At 36.4% G+C, this 18,214-nt stretch carries 14 protein-coding genes and 1 pseudogene; 4 read left to right on the forward strand and 11 right to left on the reverse strand.

Annotation, left to right across the window (positions count from 1 at the left end; all coding sequences use genetic code 11):
- Position 1: 1 nt before the first annotated feature.
- From EHS13_RS28305 to EHS13_RS28320, 4 genes are read right to left on the reverse strand one after another with little or no spacing between them, the layout of a single operon-like run.
- Positions 2–1,027 carry a GHMP family kinase ATP-binding protein gene (locus tag EHS13_RS28305; protein ID WP_155703595.1) on the reverse strand — a complete coding sequence of 342 codons (1,026 nt, stop codon included), beginning with the start codon at positions 1,025–1,027 and terminating at the stop codon, positions 2–4.
- The gene (locus tag EHS13_RS28310) at positions 1,017–4,331 is read right to left on the reverse strand and encodes a glycosyltransferase (protein ID WP_155703596.1); all 3,315 of its coding nucleotides are present in this window, start codon (positions 4,329–4,331) and stop codon (positions 1,017–1,019) included. Before EHS13_RS28310 ends, EHS13_RS28305 begins: the two co-directional genes overlap by 11 nt.
- A 14-nt stretch (positions 4,332–4,345) precedes the next feature.
- Positions 4,346–5,623, reverse strand: a complete 1,278-nt coding sequence (locus tag EHS13_RS28315; protein ID WP_155703597.1) for an ABC transporter ATP-binding protein — start codon at positions 5,621–5,623, stop codon at positions 4,346–4,348.
- A gap of 14 nt (positions 5,624–5,637) precedes the next feature.
- Positions 5,638–6,435: an ABC transporter permease gene (locus EHS13_RS28320; protein WP_227013555.1), complete on the reverse strand. Its 798-nt coding sequence runs from the start codon at positions 6,433–6,435 to the stop codon at positions 5,638–5,640.
- 195 nt (positions 6,436–6,630) lie between these two features.
- Between EHS13_RS28320 and EHS13_RS28325 the strand changes: the two genes are divergently transcribed.
- Positions 6,631–9,090 (forward strand): O-antigen ligase family protein, encoded by a 2,460-nt coding sequence (locus tag EHS13_RS28325; protein ID WP_155703599.1) that lies wholly within the window; start codon positions 6,631–6,633, stop codon positions 9,088–9,090.
- 957 nt (positions 9,091–10,047) lie between these two features.
- Here EHS13_RS28325 and EHS13_RS36980 read toward each other — a convergent pair.
- A complete protein-coding gene (locus EHS13_RS36980) occupies positions 10,048–10,284 on the reverse strand; it encodes a hypothetical protein (protein ID WP_227013556.1) in 237 nt (78 codons plus the stop codon).
- Between the two features lie 326 nt (positions 10,285–10,610).
- On the opposite strand from EHS13_RS36980, the gene EHS13_RS28330 reads away from it, so the two are divergent.
- Positions 10,611–12,437 carry an S-layer homology domain-containing protein gene (locus EHS13_RS28330; protein ID WP_227013557.1) on the forward strand — a complete coding sequence of 609 codons (1,827 nt, stop codon included), beginning with the start codon at positions 10,611–10,613 and terminating at the stop codon, positions 12,435–12,437.
- 75 nt (positions 12,438–12,512) lie between these two features.
- Here the strand turns inward: EHS13_RS28330 and EHS13_RS28335 are convergent.
- A pseudogene (locus tag EHS13_RS28335) lies at positions 12,513–13,214 on the reverse strand (TCP-1/cpn60 chaperonin family protein); the annotation flags it as partial.
- Between EHS13_RS28335 and EHS13_RS37640 the strand changes: the two are divergent.
- On the forward strand, positions 13,153–13,377 hold the full coding sequence (locus EHS13_RS37640; RefSeq protein WP_227014097.1) for a hypothetical protein: 225 nt from the start codon (positions 13,153–13,155) through the stop codon (positions 13,375–13,377). The pseudogene EHS13_RS28335 and the gene EHS13_RS37640 sit on opposite strands and share 62 nt — an antisense overlap.
- Positions 13,378–13,507: 130 nt before the next feature.
- Positions 13,508–13,675, forward strand: a complete 168-nt coding sequence (locus EHS13_RS28340) for a hypothetical protein (protein ID WP_155703600.1) — start codon at positions 13,508–13,510, stop codon at positions 13,673–13,675.
- 156 nt (positions 13,676–13,831) lie between these two features.
- Here the strand turns inward: EHS13_RS28340 and groL are convergent, their stop codons facing one another.
- The 5 genes from groL to EHS13_RS28365 form a co-directional block, all read right to left on the reverse strand.
- Positions 13,832–15,472: a chaperonin GroEL gene (gene groL / locus EHS13_RS28345; protein ID WP_155703601.1), complete on the reverse strand. Its 1,641-nt coding sequence runs from the start codon at positions 15,470–15,472 to the stop codon at positions 13,832–13,834.
- 27 nt (positions 15,473–15,499) lie between these two features.
- Complete coding sequence (gene groES, locus EHS13_RS28350; protein WP_155703602.1) at positions 15,500–15,781, reverse strand: co-chaperone GroES; 282 nt, start codon at positions 15,779–15,781, stop codon at positions 15,500–15,502.
- 333 nt (positions 15,782–16,114) lie between these two features.
- Positions 16,115–16,660: a DUF559 domain-containing protein gene (locus EHS13_RS28355; RefSeq protein WP_162463296.1), complete on the reverse strand. Its 546-nt coding sequence runs from the start codon at positions 16,658–16,660 to the stop codon at positions 16,115–16,117.
- A gap of 449 nt (positions 16,661–17,109) precedes the next feature.
- The gene (gene tatC / locus EHS13_RS28360) at positions 17,110–17,868 is read right to left on the reverse strand and encodes a twin-arginine translocase subunit TatC (protein WP_227013558.1); all 759 of its coding nucleotides are present in this window, start codon (positions 17,866–17,868) and stop codon (positions 17,110–17,112) included.
- 25 nt (positions 17,869–17,893) lie between these two features.
- The gene (locus EHS13_RS28365; protein ID WP_155703604.1) at positions 17,894–18,196 is read right to left on the reverse strand and encodes a twin-arginine translocase TatA/TatE family subunit; all 303 of its coding nucleotides are present in this window, start codon (positions 18,194–18,196) and stop codon (positions 17,894–17,896) included.
- Positions 18,197–18,214: the final 18 nt, after the last annotated feature.

The raw sequence follows: 18,214 nt of genomic DNA on the forward strand, positions 1-18,214 counted from the left end.
CCTAAACCCTCCAGGCTTGAGTACCATTTTTTGTGAAGTGAAAATTCATCACATGGCCGTCTAACTTTTCTAACTCTTTAATTACATTAAGTCTTAGAACTGGATCAACAATAAACATCATAAAACCGCCACCACCTGCACCTGAAACTTTTCCAGCATAAGCACCTGCTTGAATTGCAATATCGTAGATATGATCTAAGTTGCTGTTTGAGATTGATGCAGCCATTCTTTTTTTGGCATCCCATGATTTACCGAGGTAATTGGCAAATTTAAGAATATCGCCTCTCAAGATAGCTTCCTTCATTATAAGCGCATCGATTTTCAACTCATGCATGGCCTCTAATGATTTTGTATTATTAGATTCCACACTTCTAACTTGTTCATCAATAATTTTGGCAGATTCTCTTGAAACACTTGTATAATATAGCACTACTGAATTCTCCAGCTCATTGATTATCCAATGTTTGATACGAAGTGGATTAACAATTACATGATCATTAGCATTAAACTCAATAAAATTAAATCCACCAAAAGTAGCCGCATATTGATCCTGTTTTCCACCGCTTAAACCAACATCAACTCGCTCAATTTGATAAGCTAACTGCGCAATATCATAATCTCCTAAAGGAAGATTCAACCATTCTACAAAAGCCTTTAATATGGCTACAACCATGGTTGATGACGAACCTAATCCAGAACCTGCAGGAGCATCTGAATACGTTGTTACTTTAATTGAGAGTGCCTGTTTATTATTAAATTGTTTTACAATGCGATTGTATATTCCTTTATGCAAATCCAAATAACCGTTCAATTCATAGGACGCCTCTGACTTAGCTTCAAATATCTCATCTCGATCAGCTGCATGAAAGACAACTGTGTTTCTATCCGTTGTCTCTATCGTACAATAAGCATACATATCAATAGTTGCATTTAAGACATAACCTCCAAATTGATCACTATAGGGAGAAACGTCCGTACCTCCGCCAGCCAGTCCCAATCTCAATGGTGCTTTAGATCTAATAATCATCAGTATTTCCTTTCAATTCGAAGTCATGACTAATAATTTTTAAAACACTTTGCTTAGAGAAGTACTTTTGAACATAGTTAATAGATTGAGCTGAAAGAAGCTCTAACCGCTCATTATCTACATAAAGCTCATTAACTAATCCCGCAAAGCTACTTCCTTCATCAGACTCTAACACATAACTCGCAATATTCGGTAATCCTTCTGACCCTACGCTAGTTGTTACAATTGGAATCCCATGATATAAAGCTTCAACAACTTTACCTTTCACACCAGCACCGAAAGTTAGTGGAACAACAACTATCTTACAATCATTATAATATTGCTCTAACCGTTCATCGGTAACAAAACCAGTTATTATGATGTTCTTAGCCTGTAAATTCTTAATTAGCTCAGGAGGATTTGATCCTACTATATATATTTTCATATCCGGATATTGATTTAATATTGCTGGAAACACTTCTTGTATAAACCAAAGGACCGCATCAATATTAGGTTTATGTCCAAATCCACCAACAAAAAGCAAATCCTCTCTTTCTGAGAAAGCTTTAATATTTCCTTTCAGTGTATCAAAGATATACGCCGGAATGGCTTTAATGTTTAACTCAGGTAGATATTGTTTAATTTCGTCTACCTCTACCTGTGAAGGATAATAAACTACATCTGATTTAGAAAAAATGTCAAACTCAATTTCCTTCCATTTCTCCGAGGATTTTAACAGTTCAGGATTATTGGTAAGTCTATACTCCCTTATCTCTCTTAAGAAATGTAAATCATGCCCATAGTAAATAATCTTTGCTTTTGTATATTTTTTAATTTGATCTATATACTTCTCAGTAATGTGCGGTCTATTCAAAAAAGCATAATCGATATATTGACCATTTAATTTCAACCATTCCTTAAAGTGACTTGCATACCAATTGCCATAGAAAACTTCTACGCCTAATTGTTCGAGAATTGAAGTATAAGGCTGATGATTATAATAATTATCACCAACAAATTTCACATTAAATCCCATCTCTACGAATAACTTGACGTACTGATAAACGGTTCTGCTTCCCGCATCCTTATCAAAATGAGGTACGTAATGATCAATAATTAGAAGGGTTTTCTTGAACTGACTACGATCTCTAGCCCAATATACATTATGCGCATCTGCGAAATGCTCACTTTTTAACACTTCTCCCCATTTTTCAATAAACTTTTCTTTATTCTTTATTTGGTAACCTTTAATTCCAGTATTAGTATTAGTCCCATGTGAGATACCCTCGAAATGCACAACTACTGATTTAGGCTGTAACAATACCTTATATCCATGCTTTCTGACTTCAAATGCAAGATCGGAATCTTCAAAATAAGCAGGAACATATCTTTCATCAAACCCACCGATTGATTCCCATAGCTCTCTACGAATCATGATTGCAGCTCCAGAAATATAATCTACTTCTTTAACGTAATTATATTGTGTAGTATCCGGTTCATCTAATCTACCATAATTCCATCCACCTGCATCATTCCAAATGATTCCTCCTGCTTCCTGAAGCCTACCATCTGGATAAACTAACTTAGAGCCAACCATTCCAATTCTTTTATCCGATTCAATTAATTCGACCAGTGAATCTAAATAATTAGCTTGGACATTGGTATCATTATTTAGCAAGAATATATAAGCACCTTTTGCATAAGTAGCTGCATTATTACAATTTAATAAAAACCCACGATTAATTTCATCACGCACTACTGTAATATTATCCACATACTCATTTATTTTCATAGTATCATCTGTAGACACATCGTCTGCAATAATGACCTCATATGGTATCCCCGGTGTTTGCAGCAAAATAGACTTTAAACAAGCGTAGGTGTATCGCCATTGATTGTAAACAGGAATTATTATCGTAACCTTTGGATTCTCATAGATAGGAAAAACTAACTTTTCCAGCTCAATATCATCATCAACCAAAAAAAGTTGTTGAGAAGTCGTTTCTGTTGCATTAAACCTGTTTAAGTAATTATCAATTCGTTCTTCCAACAAGCCGTTCTTATCTGTATTTAGATAATATCTGAATTTTTTAAAATTCCCCATATTAATTTTTGAAAGCATAGCTCTCGGCTCTTTTAAGGATCTTTTTAATAATTTTGCAATTAATTTACGTTTGCTATTAGGAGGTATAACTTGATCGCGAATTTTGTAGTATTTAGAGAAAAACCTCCACATATCCGAATGTATAATTTCTTCTAATTGTTTGTTTTTTTGATAACAATCTTCTGATTTTAATTCAAGCGCCTTTGATTGTTCGTTAAACCTTTCTTTTTGCTCTATCCATTCGTTTTTCTGCTTCAGAATTTCTTCTTTCTGCTTCAGAATTTCTTCTTTCTGCTTCAGAATTTCTTCTTTTTGCATTATTATATCTTCTTTTTGCTTCACAATTTCTTCTTTACACTTCTCAATCTTCTCCATTTGAATTTCTTTTTCTTGGAGATGGGTTTGTTGCTGATAATCTAGGTCATTAATTCGTTGATCTAAATTATGAATATGAATATTTCTTTCTTCTACTTCTTCTTGTAGTGAAGTAATGCGAGTTATTAAATTATTGTAAGTGATTTCTTTAATAGAAATAATTGAACTGAAGTCGATATCTCCAATATCCTTTTTACTGCAAATAGCAATTATATATTTACCTTGATTCAGGTTTAAATCTCCATCTAAAGCTATGTGATTTACATAGTTACTATTATTATTTGCTACTATGGACAGAACCTCGAATTTTTGATAAAAAAATTGAATATTAGCAAAAAAACCTTCTAAAAACGTTTTGAATTCTTCTTTATAAAATTCTTTTACATGAAAGGTATTATTATGATTGGCCCAATCTGTATACCAATATTTATCAGGAGTTGAGATCAGAAAAATACCGTCATCTTTAAGTACTCTTGTAACTTCTGCTATAAATTTCAATTGCTGTTGCTCATTAATATGTTCTATTGTCTCAAAGGAAACAAATACATCAATAGAATTATCATCTAACATTGTTAATGAATCCACAGACCCCTGTATAAATTTGATATTCTGAGATTCTTTATATTTTAATTGTGCATTTGAAATTGCTTCATCACTTATATCAATCCCAATTACTTTTTCTGCACTTTTTGATAGAAAAAAAGATCCATAACCTTCTCCACAGGCAGCATCAACAACTATTTTACCTTTTACTAGATTCGCAATTGAATAATATCTTTGCAAATGTTCAATTTCAATTTGCTTGTCTGGGTAGTTTGGGATAAACCGTTCACCTGTAAATTCCAACTCAAATGACCACCTTAATTTATTTGACTAAAATCAACATCATTCATAATTAAAAACCCTTCAAGATCATGCTTAGTAGTTAAAAGCACATTAAAAACAATAGCGTCATGTATCCAGCTATGCTGGATATGATCGCTTTGAGAACCAGAAGCAATTGCAGGAGATATGGTATATTGACCTTTATTCAAGTTTGGTAAAGAAAAATTAAAGCAATAGGTCATATAGCTATTATTAACTAATGGATCTAAAGTGATTCCCAAAACATAATTATTAGTTTGTACCATTACGTTACCAATGCGATCTTTTATGGAGAAACCTACAATTGGATCAATAATAGCCTGATTAGACTTAACTTTAATGAGTAGCTTTAATTGTTGATCAGGATTAACAAGATTTATCTTTTCATTATTCTGTGCATCCAGTAAGGATATTCCCGTAATTATAGCTGAATTATCACCTAAAACATCTAAATCCCGATCAATTGGATCAATTAACATATTGTCGGAAGAATTTGGTTCAACATATTCTTCAACCACATGTGTATATTTCGACAAATTTGAGTCAGCCATAAATGCCTGATATTTTTTTACAATTTCCCTAGGAGATCCATCAAAAATGAGTTCACCCTCATTTATCCAAATGGCACGATCACAATAATTCGTAATAGTAGCCATATCGTGAGACACCAGAAGTATGGTTTTAGTCGATTTATATTCTTCAATTTTTCTGTAGCATTTTTGTTGGAAGCGCATATCGCCTACGCTTAACGCTTCATCAACAATTAATATATCTGGATCAACATTAATGGCTACAGCAAAGGCTAATCTTACGAACATACCGCTTGAATATATCTTTACAGGTTGATATACAAATTCTCCAATATCTGCGAATGAGAGAATATCATCCAATTTTTCGTCCATTTCACTTTTAGTAAAGCCACATATTAAACCATTCATGTAGATATTCTCAATCCCTGTGTACTCTGGGTTAAACCCTGCACCAAGCTCTAAAAGTGCGGATATGGTTCCGTTAATTTGAATTGTACCTGATGTCGGTGTTAGCACACCTGTTATCATTTTTAGCATTGTTGATTTGCCAGAGCCATTTTTCCCGATTATCCCTACAGTTTCACCTTTTTTTATTTCAAAGGAAACATTATTTATTGCATAAAAATCCTTATGATAATTTTTCTTGAATGGGTGGATAGATTCTTTTAATCTGTCCATCGGTTTATTGTACAACTTATACTTTTTTGTAATCATTTCAATCTTAGCAGCTAAATTAGCATTCATTGTTTTGTGCTCCTTTATAATACATCTGCAAAGTGAGGTTTTAATTTTTTGAAAACTGTAGCTCCAATTATCATGATAATAAAAGTCATCACCCAAAAAATTAATGTTTGTTTCGGATCTTCCCAGAACCATTTACTATAAATAAAAGAGTTCCTATACCCCTCAGTAATATAATATACAGGGTTGTAATTATATAAAAATTGTATTTTCCCAGGAATAATATTAAGTGAATAAAAGATCGGAGTTAGCCAAAAACCAAATTGGAGTAACATGGCTATAATTTGATTTACATCCTTCAAAAATATTCCCAAAGATGATGTTAGCCAAGAAATGCCCAAGGTTAAACATATTGTACATAATAAATAATAGCTTATTTGCAGAACGTGGAAATTGAGAGGGTGCTTATAAACAATAAACATTAGGGACACTAAAATAATAAAAAACAAGTGAATAATAAATGCTGAATATAACTTGACAAAAGGTAAAATACTGATTCTAAAAACAACCTTTTTAACTAAATAGCTATTTTCAATGATAGCATTAGTCGAGGATTGGACACAATCCGCAAAAAAGTTCCAAGCAATCATCGCCGAAGCCAACCACAAAATAAATGGAAAATTATCAATAGGGGTAGATTTAAAGCCTACTTGAAAAACAAACCAGTAAATTAATATAGAAATAGTCGGTTGAATAAATGCCCATAGCACTCCTAGGTAAGAACCAAAGTATCTATTTTTCAAATCGTTTCTAGTCAAGTCAAATATTAACCGATGCAATACCATTAACTTTTTTATGCTATTAAGCTTTATCATTTCATTCATATCTCCTAAATTAACAAATTAAGATAAATTATCTTATACATTTTATCAAACACATGCGCTAAAAGATAGTAAGATGTTACAATTAGTCTTTGGTAACAATAATAAATTGGAAAACAATATACTTTATGATAAGATTATGACGGAAATTGTCGGATTTGACCTATTTAGAAAAAGGAGTTTTTTTAATTGAAATCAACCGCGAAAAAAGATCCCATAAAAACCTTGCTTGCTAATACAAACACATTTAAAGAAAAAGAATCCATCGTATTTTGGGCTTTACTGAGTTTTGTTGTTCTATTTTTGTTTTTTGCTCCCTTTCAAAGTCACGCACTATTTAATGGGAATATTGAAGCGTTTGAAACTCCCATCTATGGAGCAGTGGTTTGGAGTTCTATCTTTCTACTGATTTTATCCATCTATTATTGGGGACATTGGCGCTTGCGAAATTTTGGAGATATCCTGAACATAGCCATCTGGGTGATTCCTTTCTCTTACTTAATTTCTCAGTTTGGGGCTGCTTCACATCACTTAGCATCTAATATGACCTTAATCAGTATTCTATATGCGATTTTCTTCTTGTTAGGCAGCTTTGTTGGAAAAAGCAAGCTAAGTGCCAAGGTTACGCAATATGCTCTAGTGTTATCGGCATATATGGTTGTGTTTGTTGGCTTTCTTAATTTATTCGGTAATTACTTTAATAAAGACGCAGTAATGTTTGATCAAGGACTAAGACTGACATCTTTATTCCAATATGCTAATGCGTATGCGGGATTTCTAATGGCTATTTTATTCGTGGCTTTGTATTTAGTTATCTCCTCGAAGAAGTGGTATTATGTGTTGGCTCACAGTTTAATGATTATTCCTATTTTAACTTCCTTTTGGCTTACGCAATCACGGGGAGCGTTAGTTCTATTGCCAATTATTTTTATCTTAATCCTACCTTTCATTTCATTGTTGCGCCAGATTCAAATGTTTTTATACTTAGCCGTAGCGGCAGTGATTTCTATTTCTATAACAGATAAAATTGTTACAATTGCTACACCTATTAATACAACTAACCTAGAGCAATATAATACAACGGGTAAAGTAAGTCATTACCTCTCCTTTTTCAACAACAACTCTTTATCCGGCTGGAGCCGATTACTTATTGTTTCATTGTTATTCGCCGTAGTAGTCACACTGATTTATAAATATGTCGTACCTGCTATAGAATCAAAATTTGCACACAAAAAAGCAAATAAGTATTTAACTTTGGTTTTCCCTGTTGGAATTGTTTTAGCGGGTGTCCTTGGTGCTGTTTTACTCTTAGGCGATACTGGGTTTACCAAGATTTTACCTGAGATCCTACGTACACGTTTAGAGAATATTAATTTTCAACAACATAGTGTTCTTGAACGTGGCACATTTTATAAAGATGCTGTGAAACTTGTTGAGGATTATCCAGTATTAGGGGCAGGCGGTGCAGGTTGGAATGTTCTTTATGAGAAGTATCAGAACAATCCTTATACTAGCAGACAAACGCATAATTTCTTATTGCAATATTTAGTCGATGTCGGAATTTTAGGTATCTTTTTCCTATTAGCTTTTCTCGGGGCATTATTCTTTTATTACTTTAAATATTTCTTTAACCAACCCAACAAAGACAATGATCGTCATCTTATATTTTATATCATGTTTATAACGATATTTGTTCATAGCTTGCTTGATTTCGATATGAGTTACGTTTACTTGGCTGCGGTCGTTTTCCTCTGTTTAGGTGGTATGGCAGGATCTATTCCTTTTAAAGAAATTCAATGGAAGAACGTTTTAACAATTACCAAATTGCGTTGGATATATCCTGCTCTTATCAGTGTAATTGGTATTACCATACTCATCATTTCTTCAGTAAGCTATCATGCCAATAATTTATTTAATACGGCTCAAACTGGCTTACAAATGCAAAAACCTTATCAAGAATTTACAGTGTCCTTGGATAAGGCTCTTGGTCTTAGACCACACCATCCCGATTTTGTTTTAATGAAGATTAACTTAATGATTCAAGGCTTTAACCAATTGCATGATGAGAGTTTTTATACTAAAGCCACTGAGCTTACAAAGAATTTGAAAAAGACTGAACCCAATAATCGTGGTGTTCTCGAGTATGAATACCAACTGGCACTTCTAGAAAATAAAAAAGAAGATGCATTAGCAGTCGTTACTGATGGATTAAACAAATTCACTTGGGATGTTAGTATTTTTGAACGTGCCATTGATTTGAACGTTCAATTGGGTGAGCAGCATTGGCCAAACGCATTAGCATTATATGATAAATTCCTTGCACAAGAAGCACATTTATTAACTCTTCCTAAAGGACAGGGACAAGGTAATCCATTTGCCGTTACATCACCGATTAGAGCTTCCATTGGGAAAATTTACTTTGAACAGAAAAAGTACCCTGAAGCCATAGAGATGTTGAAACCTGGACTAACAGAAACTCTGTCAGCTCCGATTGACAGAGTGATTGCACACACTTATCTAGATACGTTAAAAGCGTTAGAGCAAGAAGACACAGCTTTAGCTGCTAAGCTTGATACGGCGGATGCAGAAGCTGCAGCTAAGGCTGAGAAGGACAGACTGGAACTGGAAGCTGCCCAACAATCTAAGTAATTTAGAAGGCTCAATGCATTTTGTTCATGGTGATTATCCACCTTCATGTAGACAATTAAAAAAGCTAAACATAAACAACGCGTGCCGATACCCAATCGGTGCGCGTTGTTTATGTTTAGCTAGAAACCGTTGAGCAGTACTTTTTTGTGATTACCATGAAAGTCAGATTTCACAAAGCTGTCATCATTCAGGGATAGCCAATTCAGGACGTGCCAAAAGAATGGCCATCATATTTTTTCATCTCACGATCGTGCAATTGTTTTCCCGATACACATAAGCTCTGTAACTTTCCATTTGTTGTAGTTAATCTATTCCTGCAATGCTTGTTAACAAGTGTATAACACCATACAGATCGTTTTACTCTTAGATAGCTACTGATAATAATCTTTTGGTAATCTCCTAAACCTACGAAGTACTACAATATGGATTTTCATTACCGGAAACAGTATCATGTAAACACTGTATTGACTTGCTCTGATTCTTTAAAAATTGATTTGTCTTAATCCTCCCCCTCAAGAAAAGCCTTCCTAAGCTTATAATAAAAAACAGCCTCTATCTTGTTAGATATATAGGCCAAGGTCATTACTTTTTTCTTCCCCGAAAGGGGTTGATGATGTTTTCGAGAAAACCTTGAACAATCTATCCCTCTGAATTTCAGGTACTCCGGCCAATCGTCTATTCTCAATTTCTATTTTCAACTACTCAAGAGTAATATTTATATCCTGGGCTAGTTGTTGATCAATTTTGATTTATTTATGTAAGAAGGACAGATAACATTCTCAAGATTAAGTGTTAAATTCCACTTCTCGATAGCAGACACATCCAGTATGTCGTTGATCAATTCCAAAAAATATTTACTTGAGTCTGTAATGATAATCAGAAGGTCTAGACTCTCCTTAAGCTCAACGCCCTTGACTGCATCTTGATCAGCTATTTCATTGAGAGCCGTGAATATTATTAAGATAGGCTATAAATACCGCTTATAAGGCTTCTCAGGTCACGGGCTACAACATCAAGTACTTTGCTTTTCTCATGGCAGATTTTAAGTAATAGTTCATTTTTTGCCTCAACCTCCAGTGTTCTCTCTCTAACCTTTTCCTTTAGATTTAGGTTTGTGTTCTTTAGAGCTTTAAACATTCCTATATTTTCTACAATCAGTATATTTTTATCAAAATTCTGTTTCAGTAGCTGCATAATTTAAACACTGTTAACAGATATCTCGACAATTTTGGCATTTTATACCTGATTTATTTATGTTTTTGAAATTTTTTATCAAAAAAAGAAACTTTTTGTTCGACTTGAGGTATACATATTAGAAATTAAAACTTCTTTAATCCATTTTGCTGTGAAAAATGGGTTTCATAGGTTATTTTCTGTTTTTGCTTTTCATAATTTATGTTAACTATGGCCTAAGCCTTGTTATATATTCATATCAGGAAAAGGAGGTGAAATACTTAATGATGAATCAAGAAAATTTTACTAGACAAACTAGAAAAAGAGATAAGAGGAGAGATTCAAAGATGAAATCTATTATAAAACAAAAGATTGCCGGAATAATGGTATTTTTACTTGTTATTTCTATGCTTACACCTGTACTTGCATTTGCTTCAGCTTCATATAGCAAAGGAAATGTGACAGGTAGTGTTTATAGTACAACTTATGCTCCAAGTGGTGTTCAGGTTTATGTATACGCTCCAGGTGCTACGACTGCTTATACTACTACAAGTGCAACATATATTTCTAACGGTATTAATGATTATGAGTATCTCCTAGATACTGATGTAACTGGTGTAACCTATCGTTATGTAACATTAGTTACGGATACTGTAAGTCAAGTAGTTTACGATGTTCCAACAATTGCATTTACTAGTCCAATTTATAATGCAACTATTGGAAGTCAAGTAACTTCAGTAGTTTATGCAACATACTCGAATGGTGACATTGAAGATGCAAGTGCATATGCAACTATTATTTCTGATAATGTATCTGTTGCAACTGTTAATGCAGGTACTATTACACCGGTAAGTGTTGGTTATTCTAATTTAACTGCAACTTATGCTGGTCAAAGTGTAACATCAACAGTATATGTTTATGCTGCAAGTACTGGTAACCCTGGTTCAGGTAACCCAGGATCAGGTGACCCTGGAACTGGTGGTGGTGCAACTCCAGCTCCAACAGTAACTATATCCGCTGATGCTAATGGTAATGTTGATGCAACTTCATTAACAAATGCATTTGCTAACAGCCTATCTGTTACAATCAAGATAACTGGTGAGTCAGCTTTATTGCCTGCTTCCGCTTTGGTAGAAGCTGCTAAGAAAGCTGGAGCTTCATTAACTATTACTTCCGACAACGGTTCTATCACGATTCCACTTTCCGTACTGAAATTAGATGATCTTGCTAAAGCACTTGGTATCAGCGTTGCAGATCTTACAATTAAGGTTACGATTAGTAAAGTGACTGGCGCTACTCTTGATGCTATTAAAGCTGCTGCTGCTACATCTGGCGCTACTTTACTTGCTGATGCCATTGATTTCAATGTACAAGCTGTTGCTAAAGATGGTAAATCCATAAATGTTGATTTCGGGAACACTTATGTTTCTCGTACGTTGAATGTAAACTCAACTGTAGATTCCAGCAATACTACTGGGATATTGTACAATCCGGATGCAAAAACATTTAACTTCGTACCTTCCACTTTTGCCAATGCAAATGGAAAAAGCGTTGCTACGTTGAAGCGTAATGGAAGCAGTATCTATACAGTTGCTTCTTTCAACAAAAGCTTCTCCGACATTTCTACTCACTGGGCTAAAAAGGATATTGAGCTTTTAGCTAACAAAGTTGTCGTTGAAGGTATGTCATCAACTACATTTGCACCAGAAAGCAACATTACTCGTGCTCAATTTGCTGCACTTGTTGTTCGTTCCCTAGGTTTAACTACTTCCGTAACTAGCAATACCTACTTCAAGGATGTAAATGCATCTGATTGGTTTGCTGGAGCTGTTACAGCCGCTGCTAAAGCAGGACTGATCAATGGTTATGAAGATGGTACCTTCGCTCCAAACAAGCAAATCACTCGTGAAGAGCTTGCTGCATTAGTAGTACGTGCATTGAAATATGCAGGTGTAAAAGCTGATGTAACTGTTGCTCAACAAGCTACGTTGCTTGCTAAGTATACAGACTCCAACAAAATTGTTTGGGCACAAGCTGAAGTCGCTGCTGCGATCAATGCCGGTATCATCAATGGTCTTACCGACAAAACGATCGGATCTAACAAGACAGCAACACGTGCACAATCTGCAACTATGTTGAAGCGTTTCTTAACAAAAGCTGAATTCATTAACTAATTAGAATTCTAGTTAAAAGAGCTCGATACTTCGGTATCGGGTTCTTTTTTTTGTGGATGCACTGCTTTTCTCCTATGCATTGTAACCAATGCCCACAGCTTCTTTTTTAAGACGTTCTACGATTACTGAACCTTCTTGCCTAGCGTTTTGTGCAATAATGCGTACAGGCTCTTCCAACGCGCGAAGCACGATGTTAACGCCAATTCTTTCGTCGCCTGTTGCTTCAACTGCTGCAACTGCTGCGGATACGTTCACTAACGCTGTACCACCACCGGAAACGATACCTTCTTCTACCGCTGCGCGAGTAGAGTTCAATGCATCTTCGATGCGAAGCTTGCGTTCTTTAAGTTCTGTTTCAGTAGCTGCTCCAACTTTGATAACTGCAACGCCGCCTGACAATTTAGTCAAACGCTCTTGCAATTTCTCGCTTTCGAAGTCTGAAGTTGTACCTTCAAGCTGTGCACGAATTTGTGAAATGCGAGCTCCGATATCCTTCTTGTCTCCTGAACCATCAGCGATGATTGTGTTTTCTTTAGTAACGCGCACTTGACGAGCATGACCCAATTGTTCCACAGTTGTTGATTTCAATTCCAAGCCCAATTCTTCAGTGATTACTTGACCACCAATTAATGCAACGATATCCTGCAACATTGCTTTACGGCGATCGCCAAAGCCAGGAGCTTTAACGCCTACGCATACGAATGTTCCACGCAATTTGTTCACTACCAATGTAGCCATTGCTTCGGCTTCGTTATCTTCAGCGATGATAACCGCCTCTGAATTCTTCAACTGTGATAACGCCGTCGTTTCCGACTTTTTCCATAGCTTCAAGCAATTTTATTTCAATCAGAAAAAAACCGAATCTTTAGCAACGGCCGCAGAAGCTGCAGCTATGGTTGAGAAGGACAAACAGCAGCAACAGTCAATTGAATCTAAGTAATGTGAAACCTCATTACAAAGCCTGCAGTGAGTTTTTTACTTCTTACATGAAAATGTTCATTTTTCCCTACTTACTGTACTGTGTATAATGTGATAAAATAAAATTCATATTACTAAGTGGGGGAATTTTTATGCTTGTAAACAATGAAATCAATGTTCTCAGTAAAGAAAATCAAATACTCGAGTCTGAGGTTATCATACTTAAAGAAAAAATTGCTGATCTTGAAAGAAAGATTGACCTACAGCCATTAAACGACAAAATCAAAGAACTTGACAAAAAGTTAAATGGAGCAAGTTGAGATCAGATATCAGCTAACTAAAATAGGCTAAATTAAGTTTATTGAACTTAATTTAGCCTATTTTTCGCAAGAAATGTGACTTCTTCATCACCCAACAAAAAAAGGACTCCCCGAAGGAAGCCCTTAATCACTATTTCTAGCTGTATGATGTAAAAACTACATCATGCCGCCCATTCCACCCATGCCGCCCATACCGCCCATGTCTGGCATGCCGCCGCCTTTGCTATTGTCCGGTTTGTCGGCAATAACAGCTTCGGTAGTCAAGAACATAGCTGCAACGGATGCTGCATTTTGTAGTGCTGAACGTGTAACTTTAGCTGGATCTACGATACCTGCGTCAAACATGTTGACCCATTCGCCAGATGCTGCATTGTAACCAATGCCCACAGCTTCTTTTTTAAGACGTTCTACGATTACTGAACCTTCTTGCCCAGCATTTTGTGCAATAATGCGTACAGGCTCTTCCAACGCGCGAAGCACGATGTTAACGCCAGTTCTTTCGTCGCCTGTTGCTTCAACTGCTGCAACTGCTGCGTATACGTTCACTAACGCTGTACCACCACCGGAAACGATACCTTCTTCTACCGCTGCGCGAGTAGAGTTCAATGCATCTTCGATGCGAAGCTTGCGTTCTTTAAGTTCTGTTTCAGTAGCTGCTCCAACTTTGATTACTGCAACTCCGCCTGACAATTTAGCCAAACGCTCTTGCAATTTCTCTCTGTCGAAGTCTGAAGTTGTATCTTCAAGCTGTGCACGAATTTGTGAAATGCGAGCTCCGATATCCTTCTTGTCGCCTGAACCATCAACGATGATTGTGTTTTCTTTAGTAACGCGCACTTGACGAGCACGACCCAATTGATCCACAGTTGTTGATTTCAATTCCAAGCCCAATTCTTCAGTGATTACTTGACCACCAGTTAATGCAGCGATATCTTGCAACATTGCTTTACGGCGATCGCCAAAGCCAGGAGCTTTAACGCCTACGCATACGAATGTTCCACGCAATTTGTTCACTACCAATGTAGCCATTGCTTCGCCTTCGATATCTTCAGCGATGATAACCAATGGTTTACCTTGTTGAACTACTTTTTCAAGTACTGGCAAGATTTCTTGGATGTTGGAAACTTTTTTGTCTGTGATCAGAATGTACGGATCATCAAGAACAGCTTCCATTTTATCTGTATCAGTAACCATGTAAGCTGAAACGTATCCACGGTCGAATTGCATTCCTTCAACCACTTCAAGCTCAGTTACAAAGCCTCTGGATTCTTCAACTGTGATAACGCCGTCGTTTCCGACTTTTTCCATAGCTTCAGCAATCAATTGACCTACTTCTTCGTCAGCGGAAGAAATGGATGCAACCTGAGCAATGGATTGTTTGCCTTCGATTGGCTTGGAGATGCGAACCAATTCTTCAAGCGCTGCTTTAACTGCTTTTTCGATACCCTTGCGGATAACCATTGGGTTTGCGCCCGCAGTTACGTTTTTAAGGCCTTCGCGAATCATAGCTTGTGCAAGTACAGTTGCTGTTGTTGTTCCGTCACCGGCAACGTCATTAGTCTTAGTAGCTACTTCTTTAACCAATTGTGCGCCCATGTTCTCAAACGCATCTTCAAGCTCGATTTCTTTAGCAATTGTAACACCATCATTAGTGATCAATGGGCTGCCGAATTTTTTCTCAAGAACAACATTACGCCCTTTTGGACCCAATGTAACTTTTACTGCGTTTGCTAAAGCATCTACACCACGAAGCATTGCGCGACGCGCGTCTTCACTAAATTTAATTTCCTTTGCCATGTTAAATGAAACCTCCCATAATTATTATTAAGCCAGAATGGCCAGAATGTCGCTCTCACGCATAATCAAAAGCTCTTTACCTTCAAATTTAACTTCAGTTCCCGCATACTTCGAGAATAGAACTTTATCGCCTTCTTTAACTTCCAACGGTGTACGTGCTCCGTCTTTCAAATGCCCGCTGCCTACAGCAACAACTTTACCTTCTTGCGGCTTTTCTTTTGCATTGTCTGGCAATACGATCCCACTTGCAGTTTTCTCTTCTTTCGCAATAGCTTCAATCACTACGCGATCGCCCAACGGTTTAATCATTGAAAATAGCCTCCTTGATATATTATGTTTATTTTGAATATAATCCTCATTATTAGCACTTGAAGGTGACGAGTGCTAACAACACTTATTATGATACCGAGTTTTCCATCATTTTGCAAGTGCTTTTCACGACATTCACAATTTATTCAAAATGCCTGCAACGGTCCTTTTGGAAAATCACACCTATTTCAGTTTATCCAGCTATTCGAATATTATTCCTTAAGTTTCATAGCCAATTAAGCGATATCCGATCACACGCAGATTAGGTTTAACAGGGACAAGCAAGTTTTCAGCAACCGCTCGATTCAACCAATTAAGGGCTGTGCGATGAATTCATCCGAATTCTATTTCAACATCCTTTGTATGTATTACACCTCCACTTCTCAAAGCGAGTTTAGCTATTCTTTTTTTACGCTCTGCCCATGAATGCGCACCACCATTATTTAATGAATGGCTCAATGACCACCAATGTCCAATGGCATGAAAAATTTGCTTCTGACACTGCTCTGCCCGACGTTTAACTTGATTAGCTGAAAAACGCAGTAAAAACCACCCTGAAAGTATGAGTTCATTTTGACGATAAAGGTGATCATCAAAATCACCTGGTGATATGTCTCGTGCATGAGTTGTAAATCCATCGATTTCGAAAACAAATCTCATACCATTTCTAATATAGATGAAGTCAACAAAGCGATCTCCACCCTTGAAATCCTTCAAAGGAAACTCTGCACTTAATCCTTCAAAATCATAATTAAACACCGGTCCCAACACCAACTCCAGAAATAATACCTCAATATCACCTAATTTCTTTCGATACAATCCTTTTCTTATCGCCTCCTCCTCAAACTTAGCAATAAAACGCACTACCTCAGTATGCATCTTAATTACTCCTCTCATTTGATTTTTTTTAGAATTCTAATGCAAAAAACACACCAAAACGCAGCTCTAGGCTGTCGTTCGGGTGTGCTTCACACGAAAAATTACTATAAGATCATTTTAATCCAATTACACTTGGAAAATCAAGTAAACTCTTGTAATAAATTCACTCTACACTCAGAGTTATGGAAAAATTTTCGCTATAACAGACTAAATTTTCTTTATTTTAACTACTGCTCAGGTATTTAAGTGAAATCAAGGAAATTTTGGCGTTAATAACGAAACACTTTCTATATTAACGCCATACTTTCGTTATTTACCTAATAAACCTCATTGAACACAACAATAAAGAAAATCATATCACTAATAGCGAAATTCTTTCGCTAAGCTAGCTACCACTAAATTGGTTACTTAAAGGACACATTCAGCAGCTTCAGTATACTTGGAGCAACCTACTTATCCCCATACTCATCTGCCCAAACACGATCTTTAGCCAGCTGCTTCCTATATATAACTTTAGAAAGCAATACACTGATCTCGTAGAGAATAATAAGCGGGATGGCGACAATGATCGCCGAAAGCGCATCAGGCGGAGTCACGACAGTCGAAAGTATAACAAGTGCGAGATAAGCATATCGACGCATTTTGTGCAATCTAATTGGATTAAGCAAGCGAATGCGTGTTAGAAACATCACAACTACCGGTAATTCAAATAATAAGGAGATGGGCAGCAGAATATTGAACATAAAGGAGAAATATTGGGTGATTCCATATGTTTCTGTGAGCATCAAGCTACCCGTCAGTCCAGATGCAAATTTAAAAGCCATCGGGAATACAACGAAATAAGCAAACGCCAAGCCAACTAGGAATAAAAGCACTGAAAATGGTATATAGCCTATTGTTGCCTTCTGCTCTTCTTTGCTAAGCCCTGGTTTCACGAATGACCATAGGTGATATAACGTAACAGGTCCCGTAACAACTAAAGCAATAATAAAGGATAGCTGCATATAAACCCTAAGTCCGTCCCACGGTGAAAAGGCATGCCAGGTCGCATTCACAAGTGGCGATGCTTCTTGAAGATAAATCAATATAGGCTTAGCTACAAAAAAACCACCGATCATCCCCAGCACTAGTACAGCAATTATCCAGATTATTCGTTTACGCAATTCACCTAAATGCTCAACAAGAGACATAGCATCTTCTTGCATCATTTCACCAACCTTATCTACCTTCAGTTCAATCCGGCAATCTTCGGCTGTCCTGTGGTTTTTTCTCTACTTTTTCTTCGGTGCTTACTTCACTCACTTCACGAAATTGAGCTTCCTGCACATTAGCTTTTTCCGAACGAATTTCTTTACGTGTTCCTGGCTGAACTTGTGGTGTTTCGTCATTGTCATTCATAATATCTTTGGTACCATTCTTAAATTCCCTTAGCGTTTTACCGAAAGCTTTTCCCAATTCCGGCAGCTTGCTAGGTCCAAACAACAATAAAGCTACAATAACAATCAATATGATATGAATAGGTCCAAACGCGCCCATACATTCCAACTCCTCTTC

This window comes from Paenibacillus psychroresistens, from assembly GCF_009728935.1.
In the GTDB taxonomy this organism is placed as follows: Bacteria; Bacillota; Bacilli; order Paenibacillales; family NBRC-103111; genus Paenibacillus_AC; species Paenibacillus_AC psychroresistens.

Bases quoted from the DNA above. Each gene is read 5' to 3' on its own strand.
- EHS13_RS28305 (WP_155703595.1), bottom strand. From the start codon at position 1,027: ATGATTATTAGATCTAAAGCACCATTGAGATTGGGACTGGCTGGCGGA.
- EHS13_RS28315 (WP_155703597.1), bottom strand. From the start codon at position 5,623: ATGAATGCTAATTTAGCTGCTAAGATTGAAATGATTACAAAAAAGTAT.
- EHS13_RS28320 (WP_227013555.1), bottom strand. From the start codon at position 6,435: ATGATAAAGCTTAATAGCATAAAAAAGTTAATGGTATTGCATCGGTTA.
- EHS13_RS36980 (WP_227013556.1), bottom strand. From the start codon at position 10,284: ATGCAGCTACTGAAACAGAATTTTGATAAAAATATACTGATTGTAGAA.
- EHS13_RS28330 (WP_227013557.1), top strand. From the start codon at position 10,611: ATGAAATCTATTATAAAACAAAAGATTGCCGGAATAATGGTATTTTTA.
- EHS13_RS28340 (WP_155703600.1), top strand. From the start codon at position 13,508: ATGCTTGTAAACAATGAAATCAATGTTCTCAGTAAAGAAAATCAAATA.
- groL (WP_155703601.1), bottom strand. From the start codon at position 15,472: ATGGCAAAGGAAATTAAATTTAGTGAAGACGCGCGTCGCGCAATGCTT.
- groES (WP_155703602.1), bottom strand. From the start codon at position 15,781: ATGATTAAACCGTTGGGCGATCGCGTAGTGATTGAAGCTATTGCGAAA.
- EHS13_RS28355 (WP_162463296.1), bottom strand. From the start codon at position 16,660: ATGCATACTGAGGTAGTGCGTTTTATTGCTAAGTTTGAGGAGGAGGCG.
- tatC (WP_227013558.1), bottom strand. From the start codon at position 17,868: ATGATGCAAGAAGATGCTATGTCTCTTGTTGAGCATTTAGGTGAATTG.
- EHS13_RS28365 (WP_155703604.1), bottom strand. From the start codon at position 18,196: ATGGGCGCGTTTGGACCTATTCATATCATATTGATTGTTATTGTAGCT.